Source organism: Microbacterium sp. A94 (assembly GCF_051842855.1).
Classification (GTDB): Bacteria; Actinomycetota; Actinomycetes; order Actinomycetales; family Microbacteriaceae; genus Microbacterium.
Genome location: NZ_JBPXMU010000001.1, coordinates 22483 through 34660, shown reverse-complemented (window position 1 = coordinate 34660; position 12178 = coordinate 22483). Strand labels below are relative to the sequence as shown.

Below are 12178 nucleotides of genomic sequence, written 5' to 3'. Positions count from 1 at the left end.
GAGTCCTGCTCCTGATCTGTTCTGCACCCGGCGCCCGCGAGCGCGCGTGAAAGTGTCAGGATGGATGCATGGCGGAGGTGAACGACCGGACGGACCTCATCGTGATGTGCCGTGTGCGCGATCGGATCGATCGAGAGTTCGCGCACCCTCTCAATATCGAGGATCTCGCCCGCGGCGCACACATGTCCGCGGGCCATCTCAGCCGGGAGTTCCGCCGGATCTATGGCGAGCCGCCCTATTCGTATCTCATGACCAGGCGGATCGAGCGGGCGATGACGCTGCTGCGTCGCGGCGACCTGAGCGTGACTGAGATCTGCTTCGCCGTCGGGTTCTCATCGTTGGGGACCTTCAGCTCCCGGTTCTCCGAGCTCGTCGGTGTGTCGCCCAGCGTGTATCGCGACGACCCGTCCCGCTCCGTCGAGGGCATCCCGCCATGTCTTGCGCGTCAGGTGACCAGACCGGTCAGAAATCGAGAAGCGCATCTCCGGACATCAACCTAGCGTTGTCGCTATGAACATCGACATCCACAACGCGTTCCTGCCCCACACCGACGCCGACGCGGCGCTCGGTTTCTACCGCGACCTGCTCGGGTTCGAGGTCCGTAAGGACGTCGGATACAAGGACATGCGCTGGATCACGGTCGGTCCCGTCGGCAGCGCGACCTCGATCGTGCTGCATCCGCCGGCCGTCGACCCCGGCATCACCGACGACGAGCGCGAGACGATCATGAATCTTATTGCGAAGGGCGTCTACACCGCCCTCACCCTCGCGACGGATGATCTCGACGGGTTCTTCGAGCGGATGGAGGCCGGTGGCGCCGACGTCGTCCAGGAGCCCACCGATCAGGACTACGGGGTGCGCGACTGCGCGTTCCGCGATCCATCCGGCAACCTCATCCGTGTCAACCAACTCTGACCGGATCGACTTCCGCCATACGATGGCCGGGTGGAGACATTTCGCGGGATGAAGACGCTCGGTGTCCTCGGCGCAGGTCGCCTCGGCACTGTGCTCGCCCGGTTCGCCGTTTCCGCAGGGTTGCGCGTTCTTGTCGCGCGGTCAGGCGATCCGGCGCCGATCGCACACCGCATGCGGTCGATAGGTGCGACAGCCATGTCTACAGCGGCTGTCATCGAAGAGTCAGATGCTGTAGTTCTCGCACTTCCGCTCGGAAGCCTCCAGACGCTGCCCGCCGATGCGCTGCGCGGCAAGCTGGTCATCGACGCCATGAACTACTGGTGGGCATCGGACGGCATTCGCGACGATCTGAGCGATCCGCGCACTTCGACCAGCGAGCTGGTGCAGGCCCATCTCGGTGGCGCTCGCGTCGTGAAGGCGCTGAGTCACATGGGGTATCAGGACCTCGAGGACGAAGCGCGACCGCCGGGTGCACCGGGGCGCAAGGCGATCGCAATCGCCGGGGATGATTCCCACGACATCGACGTCGTTTCGCAACTGGTGGATGCACTGGGCTTTGACCCTGTGCACGCCGGACCGCTCTCGGCGGGAATCATGCTGGAGCCCGGTGCCGAGGCGTTCGGAGCTGACGTCGATGCCGGTCAGCTGCGCGACATGCTCGCCGGGTTCTGGGAGTCGCAGCGCGGGATCATCGTCCGCCGGGCTCGCGCTCACAGCCAACGATGACGGCCGCCGGTGACGGCGATGGCCGCTCGAATTGTCAGCGGGCGCGTTGGAGCGGTGGCATGTTGATCCCGAGTACACGCGCCCGCCCCGGCCAGTCCGACTCCCCGCGATAGGGGAAATCGAGTTCCAGCAACGCCGAATTATCGAGCGCTGGAAAGATGTCGCGGTACCAGTTCGGGTCCAAACCGATGAGCTCGCAGAGCATCAGACGCATCAGCGTCGCGTGGCCAACGATGAGCACCCGGCCGTCGGGGAATTCGGATGCCAGTTCGTCGAACACGGGCATGGCACGCGCAATACCGTCGATGCCGGATTCACCACCCGGAAGCGGATGCTGTGCCGGCTGCCGCTCGAAACCTGCCCAGTCGACGGGGAAGGCGGCCGCCAACTCCGCTGGTGCCAGTCCCTCCCCCTGTCCAAAGTCGATCTCGACAAGACGCGGGTCGATTCGGAGGGGCAGCTCGGCGGCGTCGGCAGCGGGTTCAGCGGTCAGTCGTGCCCGGCTCAGCGGCGACGACACAATCGCCGAGAGCGCGGCGGTCCCTGCCCATTCGGCGAGCGCGGCGGCCTGGTGAACAGCCCCCGGAACGAGAGCGACATCGGACGAACCCGCGTACCGATGTTCGGCGTGCCAGACGGTCTCACCGTGTCTGGCGAAGTACAGCGTTGTCATACATCCTCCACTCGTTGCCTCCACTCTGGCGCACGTTCGCCGCCGCGCTGGCAACCAGCGGCGTTTCGCCACCGTGGCCGCGTCGCCATTGACGCCCGCAGAGGGTGATGCCATGGTGAGTTTTGAAGGAGCAGCCATGCGCGAATACGCTTTTGCCAGCATCCCGATCCTCCGACGGCGCAGTGGGACCGCGCTGAGAACGGATTATCGTGACGTGATCCGTGACCACGCCGCAACCGGTTGGGAGTTCGTTCAGGCGATCAGCTTCGAATCAGACGCACAGCCGCGCCTGGACCTGGTGTTCACACGAGAGGTAAGAGAATGAAGCATCCACTTCGCCTGTTGCAGGCCTTCACCCTTTTCTCAGCCGGACTATTCGGGCTGTTCGTGTTCATGGGCAATCTCATGGACTACGACTCCAACTACCAGTTCGTCAAGCACGTGCTCTCGATGGACACCACGTTCGACGGCAATGCGCTGATGTGGCGTGCCATCACCGCACCGTGGGTGTGGACTGTCGGCTATCTCGGCATCATCGTTGTTGAGGGGGTCTTCGCCGCACTCGGACTCATCGGTGGTGTCAAACTTTTCCTTCTGCGCGACGCCGACATCGCCCGCTACGACAAAGCCCGCGTGTGGGGATACGCCGCCTACGCCCTGGGCTTCGCGATCTGGTTCATCGGCTTCATCGTCATCGGCTCCGAGTGGTTCGCGATGTGGCAGTCGAGCTCATGGAACGGCAAGGACACAGCTATGCCGCTCGCTATCCTCTGGGCCGGGTTCGCGGTACTCCTCGCGCAGAATGAGCCCGTGACCGTTGATCAGGGACGGATGTAGACCGGCGTACCGACCGGAACCTGCGCGAGTGCATCGATCGCTGCCGGGTCGAGGCGGATGCATCCGTTCGAAATCGCGCCGGCTCGAGCGTCGTGATAATGGAAGGCGGTAACGGCAACATCGCCTCCGGCGAACCCGTCGAGGGTTGGTGACTGCACAGCCAGGTACACGATCGGATGCCCGCGCGTGTATCCGAACTCCGGAACGACAGCCGTCTTCATCACGAAGCTGCGTCCGATGGGCGTGGGCGTCGCTTCTGTTCCCCACGCGAAATCGATAGCGATGCGCTCTGGCACGCCGTCTCGAACGATGTCGACCGTGCGCTCGGACAGGCTCACCTCGACACTGACCGCGGACTCGGTGATCACGACGTCCGCGACGCGCAGCCATCCGGTGATCTGGGCGGGGTTGCCCTGCGACGGAATCGCCTGACGCCCGGCGAGCAGAACTCGCACCCAGTGCTCCTGCCGTTCGATCACCGGGACCGTCGTGCCGCCGTGCACGAACTCGATGGGCAGGTATGCCACCGGCTCCGCGGTGGGGTCAGCCCACACCGGCGCTCCCTCACCCTGCGCTGTGGCGTGCTGGCCGGAGGTAGGCGCATCAGGAGCGTCGTCGACGGGGAGCGCCGCGTTGACGGCGTACACATTCGCTTCTGGCAACACGGCCACGTCGTACACGGATGTGTTCGCGGGGAACCCGGTGGGCGTCGGAGATGGGGTGGGAGTCGGCGTCTGCGTCGGTATCGCTGTCGCGGCCTGTTCGGGCGGGGAGGCCTCTGTCTGTCGTGACCCGATGATCCACAGGAGCGTGAGCACCAGAGCAACAGCCAGCGCCGCCACGAGGGCGATCATCCAGCCCATTCTCTTCTGCACTCTGACCCCACCTAGCAACACATAAACATCCGGCGCCAATCGTAGCAACGGCATTAACGTTTCGTTTCCGAATCATTGACTCGTCGTTCATGCTGCCGCCGTACGGTCGCGTTTATAAGAGTCGACGCGGTCTGTGGGGAGCATCATCAACGGATACCGGCAGGCGCGTGGGATCGGCATTGTTATCGTCCTGGGCGTCATCGTGTTGCAGTTCATCGTTCCGCTCTTTTCGGACGGTCCGTACCTGGAGTCACTCGACCCGTTGGGCATTCTCATCTCAACCGGCGTCGGCCTCATCTGCCTTGTCGCCATCTGGTTCTCTTTCCGTCCTCCCGCGCATGAGCGCCGCGAGTTTCAGGATGCTCCCCTCGGTGTCGGCATGCTCGTCTCGGCTCGAGCGACTGGAACCTCCTTCAACGATCAACCGGAGATCGAGCTGGTCCTTGACGTCGATACCCCGGATGGGCGAAGCATCCGCGGCACAGCGCACACGATCGTCAATCAGGGTGAGCTCGCGCAGCTCACCCCCGGATCGACGATTCCGGTGCGGTATCGAGAGGATGGCCGGTTCGCGGTCGCTCCGGATGCTGAAACCGCGGACCTACAGAACTCTCTCTACGCTTCTCAGATCGCCCGCGGCATGCTCACCGAGCAGCAGGTCGACGTCGCCACCCGGGGCACAGACGCCACGGCCGTGATCATGGCGATGCAGCCTACCGGCGAGATCGCGCATGGCCAGGCGGTGCTGCATCTCGACCTGCGCGTGAACAGGCCCGATGGCACCAGTTTCGACGCCACGCGCGACATGCCCGTGGCAGACGCAGCGCTCGATGAACTACAGCCGGGGCGCATCATCCAGGTTCGATATTTGCCGAGCGACGAGAACTACGTCGCGATCAGTACACGGGTCGGTTGATCGTGGCTCGGCTCCGCAAACGTCTTCCCAAGGATTTCGAGCAGATTGTCGCATCCGGCGATCTGGAGGAGATGCAGGCGGTCTTCACTGTCTGCGATATCAACGCGCGCAGCGCCGGGAAGGCTCCAGGGTTATCCACCTACGGCATTCCTGAGGCGCTGATCCGGTGGATGGTCGCATCCGATGCCGATATCGAGGCGCCCGATGATGATGGTGAGACGCCGTTGCATCACCATGCCGGCGCGTGGAACGGCCACCCCGCCGTGCTGATCGAGCTTGGTGCGAATATCGAGGCGCGCGACCGGCGCGGGCAGACGCCTCTTTTCGGTGCCAGCATTCATGTCGACAACACTCGAATACTGCTGGCCGCTGGCGCCGACGTCCATGCCACGAATCTCGAGGGGCACACCGCGCTCGAGGACCGGATGCTGGATGCTGACACCGGCGATCTGGACCGCATCGCAGCGACTTCGCGGCTGCTCGTTGACGCGGGCGCGACTGTGACGGATGCCGGTCGGGCTGCTGTGGTTCGCCTGGGCGAGAAGTTCGAAGCCATCCGCGAGGTCTACAACCCGGACTCTGTGGAGCGGGCTGCACAGGACATGGCAGCGCTCTATGAGCTTTTCGACGCAGAGCCTGCGCCGGCTGTGCATCGTCATGATGGGGTCTCCCCCATCGAACTGCACAGCACCGACTGGCGTGACCAGTACGACGAGCTCTGGGCGAGTCTGGTGCCGGCCATGGGTCCGGCACCCACGGTTCAGGGTGAGACAGTGCGCATCGCCACGCGAGTACTCAACGAGATCGAAGACAACGGCTCGATCAACTGGGACGATGATTTCCGGGCGATGCTCGACTCGCTTCCCGCACACCTCTCATCCGGGACGCCACTCGCCCCCGACCGTCTCGCTGAGCTTGATCAGTTGGTGCGCACAGTACGGCGTGGCAGGTCCAGCGGCACCGAGACGCTCGAACTCGTACGGTTGGTCGTGGTCTGGGTGTCACACAATCTTGAGCCGATGCCCCTTGTCGAACCGCCGTACCGGCGGTGACCCCGACTAACGGTTGTTGACGTTGCTCAGTCCGTGCAGCGCTTGGGTAATGCACTCTGCGGGATCACTGGGATCTTCCTGCAGCCCCCACCAGTGGAGCGCCTCGATGATTGCCGTGTGGATTGCTGACACTCGGCGGATGATCGTCGATGGAGACTCCGGACTTGTGAAGCGTGAAGACGAGTCAATGGTTCACGGGCTATACGCTACTGGTAGAAATGCCGTCGGCGTCGGTTCCAATAGCTACATCAGCGGATTTTCGCTGGCTGATTGCATCTTCAGCGGACGTCGAGCCGCCGCTCACGCCACAACTCACCTTCCAGATACAGAAAAGAAGCTCACCGCATGAATATCTCCGGAAAAGTTTTCGTTGTCACCGGTGCTGGAAACGGCATCGGACGATTCACAACGCGGTTGCTCCTCGAGAATGGGGCGCGGGTCGCAGGAGTCGACCTGAATGGGGAGGGCCTCGCAACAACTGCCGCTCTCGCAGGGGCTGGCGAGCGCTTCAGCAGCCATATCGTCAACATTGCTGACCGTGAGCAGGTGATGTCTTTGCCAGCTGCAGTAATCGGCGCACACGGAAACGTCGATGGTCTCGTGAACATCGCAGGAGTAATCCAGAAGTTCGTCAAGATCCTCGACCTCCCGTTCGAGGAGATCGAGAAGGTGATGAACGTCAATTTCTGGGGCACCATGAACATGATCAAGGCGTTCCTGCCCACACTGATCGAACGCCCCGAGGCGAGCATTGTGAACGTGGCAAGCATGGGCGCCTATGCTCCTGTGCCTGGCCAGTCGGTGTACGGCGCTTCGAAAGCGGCGGTTCGGCTGCTGACCGAAGGGTTGTATGCAGAGCTTCTGAATACCAATGTGGCGGTCACATCTGTGTTCCCCGGCGCCATTGCGACCGACATCGCGTCGAATTCCGGCGTCACGCTCGGTGACGATGCTTCAGCCGATTCGCCTGCGTTCAAAATGACGTCCCCGGAGGCTGCCGGTCAAGCCATCGTCAAAGCCATCTGTAAGGGTTCTTTCCGCGTGACGATCGGGGCTGACGCATCAGCGATGGACAAGCTGGCACGCTTGAGCCCGAAGTTGGCGGCTCGCACGATCGCGAAACAAATGGGTAGCCTGCTGAACTGAGACAGAGCAAAGGACGTCACCACGGGCCACCATCAGGCGCGCGTTTTCCTGTCCTTCCCGATCCATCCCATATGGGTGTGCGTGAAGGCGTCTGGGAGCTTCAGACCATAACCGAGAGCCCGGTCGACTCCCACGTGGAACGCCCAGGCGAAGGCGATGATGGCGGACCACAACGACAGGGCGGGGGTGAAGCTGCTGGCTACGAGTGCGACAACAGCCAGAACGACAGCCCAGGCGTATGTGTGAATAGCGTTGTACCAGGCGGCTCCTGCGGCGGGAGACCGAAGGTATCCGAGTTGTGACAGATCGAACACCAAAAACAGCGCCAGTGGTATCCACCACCAGTCTGGGGCCAAGACGATTGTCCCCACGAGCGAGAACACCGCGATCAGGCCACCTTCAATACGCTGGATTACTGCTGGTCCTGTTACGCCGCCGTCTCTCATTTGTGATCTTCTCCTTCCGCTCGGACCGCCTCTGAGGAGGACAGGCCGGTCCGAGCTGTGGCCTCGAGGGCGCGGATGAGCGAGGCTGCGTCAAAGGGACCGGTGTGCCGCACGCCGTTGACGAAGAAGGTGGGCACGGCAGTGATCTCCATTGCCTCAGCATCGAGCGTGTCGTCGCGAACGCGTGCAGTGACCTCCGCCGAGTTGAGGTCGGTTTCGAATCGATCAACATCCAGGCCCAGCTCAACGGCACGCCGCAGGATGTCTGCCGGCAGCTGGTTATTCTGATCTGCGAACAGGCTCCGCATGAACTCAGGAAATTTTCCCTGCAGCGCAGCCGCTTCAGACGCCTCCGCTGCGGCGAGCGCGTTGGGATGGTAGCTCGTGAGCGGAGCATGCCGCCAGACATATCGCACCTTATCCCCGAGCCCACGCTGCACTTCCGCAATAGCCCCTGTTGCTTTGAGACAGAATTCGCACTGGAAGTCGCCGTACTCGACAAGCGTGTAGGGAGCGTCATCTGGCCCGAACGTATTATCGCGAGACTCATCAACGGGACGAACGAGCGTGCGGCTCACCTCAGTCATCGGGTGCACAAGATCCGAGATACGAAAGAAGAGGCTGGCGAGAGCAAACGCGATGACGGATGCTGCGAGCACGCCCACGCGCGCGATGTTTTGGGTATCCGGGTCAGAGATCGCTAAATCGACGATCAGCAGCGAGATCGTGAATCCAATGCCGGAGAGCAGCCCACCGCCGGCTATGCGATCAAGTGTGAGACCCGGCCCGAGGCTGCCGATGCGGAAGACCTGCATGAGCGCGGTAGCTCCAAAGATTCCGACGAACTTGCCGACGACGAGACCGACGACGATTCCCCACATGATCGGAGAACGGACTGCGGCAGTAAGGACTTCTCCGCTGACGTGCACCCCGGCGTTCGCCAACGCGAACAGCGGGATGATGGCGTATGCGACAAGCGGTGCATAGGCGGTTTGCAGTCGTTCGTTGATCGAAATCGATTCGCGCAAGCTGTTGGCGGCTACGCGCGCATACTGGGAATTTGGTGATTGGCGGAACGCGCGCGTGAGATCCAGAGCGTGCTCGACATCTCGGCGGTTGGGCCGATAGACGGGAACGAGGAGCGCAATAGTGACGCCTGCGAGTGTCGGATGCATGCCAGACGCGAGGAATGCGAGCCAGATGATGATCGAGAGCAGAGCGTACGTTGGCCCTCGACCGGCCCGAAGATATCGCGCGAAGTAGATTCCTGTGAGTCCGATTGCCGCGATGACGAGGGGAAGCAGTTGCACGTTCTCCGTATAGATGAGAGCGATGATTGCCAAGGCTCCGATGTCGTCAACGACGGCAAGAGCGAGAAGGAAGACGCGCAGTCGTCCAGGCGCACGCGGGCCGACGAGAACGAGAGCGCCGACGAGAAACGCGGTGTCGGTCGAGATGACAACGCCCCACGCGTCTTCATTGCCGGTCCCTGACGTAATCATGATGTACAGGAGCGCGGGAGCCCCGAGGCCCGCGATTGCCGCAGCGACAGGAACCATCGCACGCGACCACGTCGTGAGCTCGCCGATGGCGAATTCTCGCCGCACTTCGAGCCCGACCGTGAAGAAGAACACCGCCATGATCGATTCATTGACGAATCCGTGCAGGGTGAAGTTCAGCTGCAGATCTTCGACGCCGATGACAAGGTGAGTGCCCCACACTTGTTCGTACGAAGCGTACGAAATGTTTGCCCAAGCGATCGCGACGACCGTGGCGATCAACAGAAGGAGTGCACCGAGTCGACTTTGCCCCATAGCTTGGATGCGACTGCCAAAGGAGGGATGGGAACGAGATTCGGCCTGGTCGCGTTCCGGGTCTGGTGACCGCCGAATGACGGTCAGACCGACGTCGGAGCGCACAGATCCGTCCGAAGATGATTCATGTGCATTCATCGTCTGCGCCTTTGCTTGTCCTTCCTCCGTGCAAGCCATCTTGCTCTCGTTTGAGCCCGGGTGGTTAGTCAGTTTGGGCTACGCAGAGGGAGCTTGGTATGCATCGCTCATCGCGTCCCACCTCGGCTCGTGCGGGTCGGAACGGGTTGCGAGCCTGACCCTTGGCGAGGGCATCACGACGTTCGTAAAGCCATCGCCGGATGCGTTGCGGCGGATGTTCAGTTCCGCGTTCTTCCCGACGAAGAAACGAATGGATGCCTTCAACGAGTGGCTCTCTCCTGGTGTAACGCTGGCTCCCGAAGACATCGCTCTGGCGGCTGCCCCGATGAAGTTCAAGCGGTACACGCCATGGCTTGCGCCGCTCAGCGACGGCGAACTGCGCGCAATCACGCCCCGACGCTCGCCTTGTTCGGGTCGGAGACGCGCCTCGGCGACCCAGTCGCCGCGGGCGCGGGCATCACCCACAACATCCGCGGCTCCCAGGTCGAACTCATTCCCGGTGGTGGCCACGGCCTGCTCTGGCAGCTGAGAGACGAAGTGATGCCGCGCATCACTGGTTTCCTCCAGGCGCACAACTAGCGGTGTCCTTATCGGTATGCCAGAGCCGTGGAACGCGAGAAGGCCTGCAGTCTGAGTGCGTATAGCACCACTCAGACTGCAGGCCTTCTCTTCTATCGGTCACAAACGTACTGACCGAGTACAACTAAATCGCCGTGGCACCACCGTCGATGACGAGCTCACTGCCGGTGATGTACGTCGACTCATCCGATGCGAGGAAGACGACGAGGTCGGAGATTTCACGCACGTCGGCCATGCGCTTCACGGGGATGGTCTGCGCAAACGCGTCGACGTCTTCCTTCGGAACGCTGGCGAGCAGCGGCGTCATGACTGCTCCGGGGTGAACGGAGTTGGCGCGGATGCCCTTGTCGGCGTATTCGATGGCGACAGCCTTGGTGAGGCCGCGGACAGCGAACTTCGCCGCAGCGTAGGCGGCGTTCGTGGCCTGGTAGACGAAGCCCGCGACCGAAGAGATGTTGATGATGGAGCCGCCGCCGTTCTCGAGCATGCCCGGCAGTACAGCCTTGATGCCGTAGAAGACGCCGTGCTGATCGACAGCGACCGTGCGATCGTAGTCTTCAAGCGACAGTTCTTCGATCTTGGCCATGGGGCCCGCCAGGCCCGCGTTGTTGACGAGCACGTTGACAGGGCCGAACTTGTCGTTCGCCTGCTTGACCACGGCGACCCAGGCTTCAAAATCTGTGACGTCGTGCTTGATGAACAGTGCGTTCTCACCGATCTCGTTGGCGACCTTTTGGCCCGCCTCAGCGTTGACATCGGTCAGCACGACCCGGGCTCCGTGCTCAGCGAGCACGCGGGCGTGCGACTCGCCCATGCCTGCACCGGCTCCGGTCACGATAGCGACCTTGTTTTCTAGACGACTCATGAAGTTTCCTTTCTTCGCCGCGCCCGCACGCTGGAATCCGTATTTGCGTCGTGCGATACGCGCTCAATGGGCTTTTTAGGCTCAAGGCCGGCGCGGGTGTTTTATGCTTCCATCCTACCAGATCAATGCATACGCATACACTTGAGCACATGTCGTCGCTGGGCGCCCGTGAGGCACTTCTCACATGAGGCCTAAGTCTCAGGGGTGCCCGCAAGCCCAGACCACCATCGAACGCACGCGCGGGATCATACCGTGGGAGCATTGTTCGAGTACTCCGCGCAGTAGCGAACAGGCCGGAAGGTGGTATCAGTGACCATTCGAATTAAGCCTGCAACTCAAAGTCGCTGGCCTGATGTGGCCAGCGCCTTTGATCGCGGTGGCTCGAACCCGAACTCCTGCTGGTGCCAGCGGTTCCGTGATCACAATGCGGCCACAAACGAAGATGCTCTTCGTCGCGAAATCGACCGTGCAACAATTCCGGTAGGCCTGCTGGCGTACGACGACGAGCATCCAGTCGGGTGGACGCGAGTCATGCCGCGGCGAACTCTCCCCGGAGTAACCCGCAACCGTGCGCTCCGTCGTCTCCTCGACGACGACGACTCCGCCTGGTGGGTAGCGTGCGTGAACGTCCAACGCGGATCCCGCGGTGAAGGAGTCGGAGTTGCCCTGCTCAAAGCCGCTGTCGAGCATGCCCGCGAGCACGGCGCTTCGGTTCTTGACGGCCATCCGGTGGATGTCGCTATGAGTAAGTCTCGACCTTCACCGGCAGCCCTTTTCACTGGAACTGTCAGCATCTTTCGCGCCGCTGGCTTCCGAGAGTTCGGCCGCACGTACCCGACTCGGCCGGTCATGCGAATCGAGTTACGATGACCATTCGACCACCGCCCCCAACGGGAAGAACATCTAGTCCTAGTGCGCGGGTTGCACGCCGCGGAACGCTCGTGGACGGTGCGACAGCAGCAATGGCTGAGGTAATCCCGGCCGTTTGCCTTTCACTCCCCTAAGCGGATGCGTTCTTGTTCCTTCTACGCTTCCCCGTCCATCGTCGATGCGTACTCCACGAGTGCCTAGACGACGGTGATGAAATCGTCGCTGTCAGCTAGGCCGAGCAGCACCGGCTTGAACTGGCTGACCTTTTTGTCGTTGGTCACTCGCATTTCCCTACTCGATCATGTGGTTGTCGTCTCAACGCGGTC

The 12178-nt window shown here is 62.2% G+C and carries 15 protein-coding genes; 10 read left to right on the top strand and 5 right to left on the bottom strand.

The window, feature by feature from the left end; all coding sequences use genetic code 11:
- Positions 1-68 precede the first annotated feature (68 nt).
- Genes ACSU1L_RS00215 through ACSU1L_RS00205 form a run of 3 tightly spaced genes read left to right on the top strand, consistent with a single transcriptional unit; the run spans position 69 to position 1641 of the window.
- Positions 69-500: a helix-turn-helix transcriptional regulator gene (locus ACSU1L_RS00215; RefSeq protein WP_439254200.1), complete on the top strand. Its 432-nt coding sequence runs from the start codon at positions 69-71 to the stop codon at positions 498-500.
- 10 nt (positions 501-510) lie between these two features.
- Complete coding sequence (locus ACSU1L_RS00210; protein ID WP_438255296.1) at positions 511-915, top strand: VOC family protein; 405 nt, start codon at positions 511-513, stop codon at positions 913-915.
- A gap of 30 nt (positions 916-945) precedes the next feature.
- Positions 946-1641, top strand: coding sequence for an NADPH-dependent F420 reductase (locus ACSU1L_RS00205; protein WP_439254199.1), 696 nt, complete (start codon positions 946-948; stop codon positions 1639-1641).
- A gap of 34 nt (positions 1642-1675) precedes the next feature.
- Here the strand turns inward: ACSU1L_RS00205 and ACSU1L_RS00200 are convergent, their stop codons facing one another.
- Entirely contained in the window at positions 1676-2314 is a 639-nt protein-coding gene (locus ACSU1L_RS00200; RefSeq protein WP_439254198.1) for a histidine phosphatase family protein, read from the bottom strand.
- Positions 2315-2450: 136 nt separating this feature from the next.
- Here ACSU1L_RS00200 and ACSU1L_RS00195 point away from each other — a divergent pair, with 136 nt between their 5' ends.
- Together ACSU1L_RS00195 and ACSU1L_RS00190 are read left to right on the top strand one after the other, a co-directional pair.
- Positions 2451-2639 (top strand): DUF4177 domain-containing protein, encoded by a 189-nt coding sequence (locus tag ACSU1L_RS00195; protein WP_439254196.1) that lies wholly within the window; start codon positions 2451-2453, stop codon positions 2637-2639.
- Positions 2636-3151: a DUF2165 family protein gene (locus ACSU1L_RS00190; protein ID WP_438255292.1), complete on the top strand. Its 516-nt coding sequence runs from the start codon at positions 2636-2638 to the stop codon at positions 3149-3151. The genes ACSU1L_RS00195 and ACSU1L_RS00190 overlap by 4 nt, the downstream gene beginning before the upstream one ends.
- Here ACSU1L_RS00190 and ACSU1L_RS00185 read toward each other — a convergent pair.
- Positions 3136-4005 carry a L,D-transpeptidase gene (locus ACSU1L_RS00185; RefSeq protein WP_439254195.1) on the bottom strand — a complete coding sequence of 290 codons (870 nt, stop codon included), beginning with the start codon at positions 4003-4005 and terminating at the stop codon, positions 3136-3138. The two genes, ACSU1L_RS00190 and ACSU1L_RS00185, sit on opposite strands and share 16 nt — an antisense overlap.
- Positions 4006-4159: 154 nt before the next feature.
- Between ACSU1L_RS00185 and ACSU1L_RS00180 the strand changes: the two genes are divergently transcribed.
- The 3 genes from ACSU1L_RS00180 to ACSU1L_RS00170 all read left to right on the top strand — a co-directional run bounded on the left by ACSU1L_RS00180 (position 4160) and on the right by ACSU1L_RS00170 (position 7140).
- Positions 4160-4942, top strand: coding sequence for a hypothetical protein (locus tag ACSU1L_RS00180; protein ID WP_439254194.1), 783 nt, complete (start codon positions 4160-4162; stop codon positions 4940-4942).
- A gap of 2 nt (positions 4943-4944) precedes the next feature.
- Positions 4945-5994, top strand: coding sequence for an ankyrin repeat domain-containing protein (locus tag ACSU1L_RS00175; RefSeq protein WP_439254193.1), 1050 nt, complete (start codon positions 4945-4947; stop codon positions 5992-5994).
- A 270-nt stretch (positions 5995-6264) separates the two neighbouring features.
- Positions 6265-7140, top strand: a complete 876-nt coding sequence (locus ACSU1L_RS00170; RefSeq protein WP_439254191.1) for an SDR family NAD(P)-dependent oxidoreductase — start codon at positions 6265-6267, stop codon at positions 7138-7140.
- A gap of 32 nt (positions 7141-7172) precedes the next feature.
- Here the strand turns inward: ACSU1L_RS00170 and ACSU1L_RS00165 are convergent, their stop codons facing one another.
- Entirely contained in the window at positions 7173-7586 is a 414-nt protein-coding gene (locus ACSU1L_RS00165) for a DUF4260 family protein (protein ID WP_439254190.1), read from the bottom strand.
- Positions 7583-9400 carry a Na+/H+ antiporter NhaA gene (nhaA, locus tag ACSU1L_RS00160; RefSeq protein WP_439254189.1) on the bottom strand — a complete coding sequence of 606 codons (1818 nt, stop codon included), beginning with the start codon at positions 9398-9400 and terminating at the stop codon, positions 7583-7585. The genes ACSU1L_RS00165 and nhaA overlap by 4 nt, the downstream gene beginning before the upstream one ends.
- A 486-nt stretch (positions 9401-9886) precedes the next feature.
- Here nhaA and ACSU1L_RS00155 point away from each other — a divergent pair, with 486 nt between their 5' ends.
- Positions 9887-10117 carry an alpha/beta fold hydrolase gene (locus tag ACSU1L_RS00155; protein ID WP_439254188.1) on the top strand — a complete coding sequence of 77 codons (231 nt, stop codon included), beginning with the start codon at positions 9887-9889 and terminating at the stop codon, positions 10115-10117.
- 124 nt (positions 10118-10241) lie between these two features.
- Here the strand turns inward: ACSU1L_RS00155 and ACSU1L_RS00150 are convergent, their stop codons facing one another.
- Positions 10242-10982 (bottom strand): SDR family NAD(P)-dependent oxidoreductase, encoded by a 741-nt coding sequence (locus ACSU1L_RS00150; protein WP_439254187.1) that lies wholly within the window; start codon positions 10980-10982, stop codon positions 10242-10244.
- 300 nt (positions 10983-11282) lie between these two features.
- Between ACSU1L_RS00150 and ACSU1L_RS00145 the strand changes: the two genes are divergently transcribed.
- A complete protein-coding gene (locus ACSU1L_RS00145; RefSeq protein WP_439254186.1) occupies positions 11283-11852 on the top strand; it encodes a GNAT family N-acetyltransferase in 570 nt (189 codons plus the stop codon).
- The last annotated feature ends 326 nt before the right edge of the window (positions 11853-12178 follow it).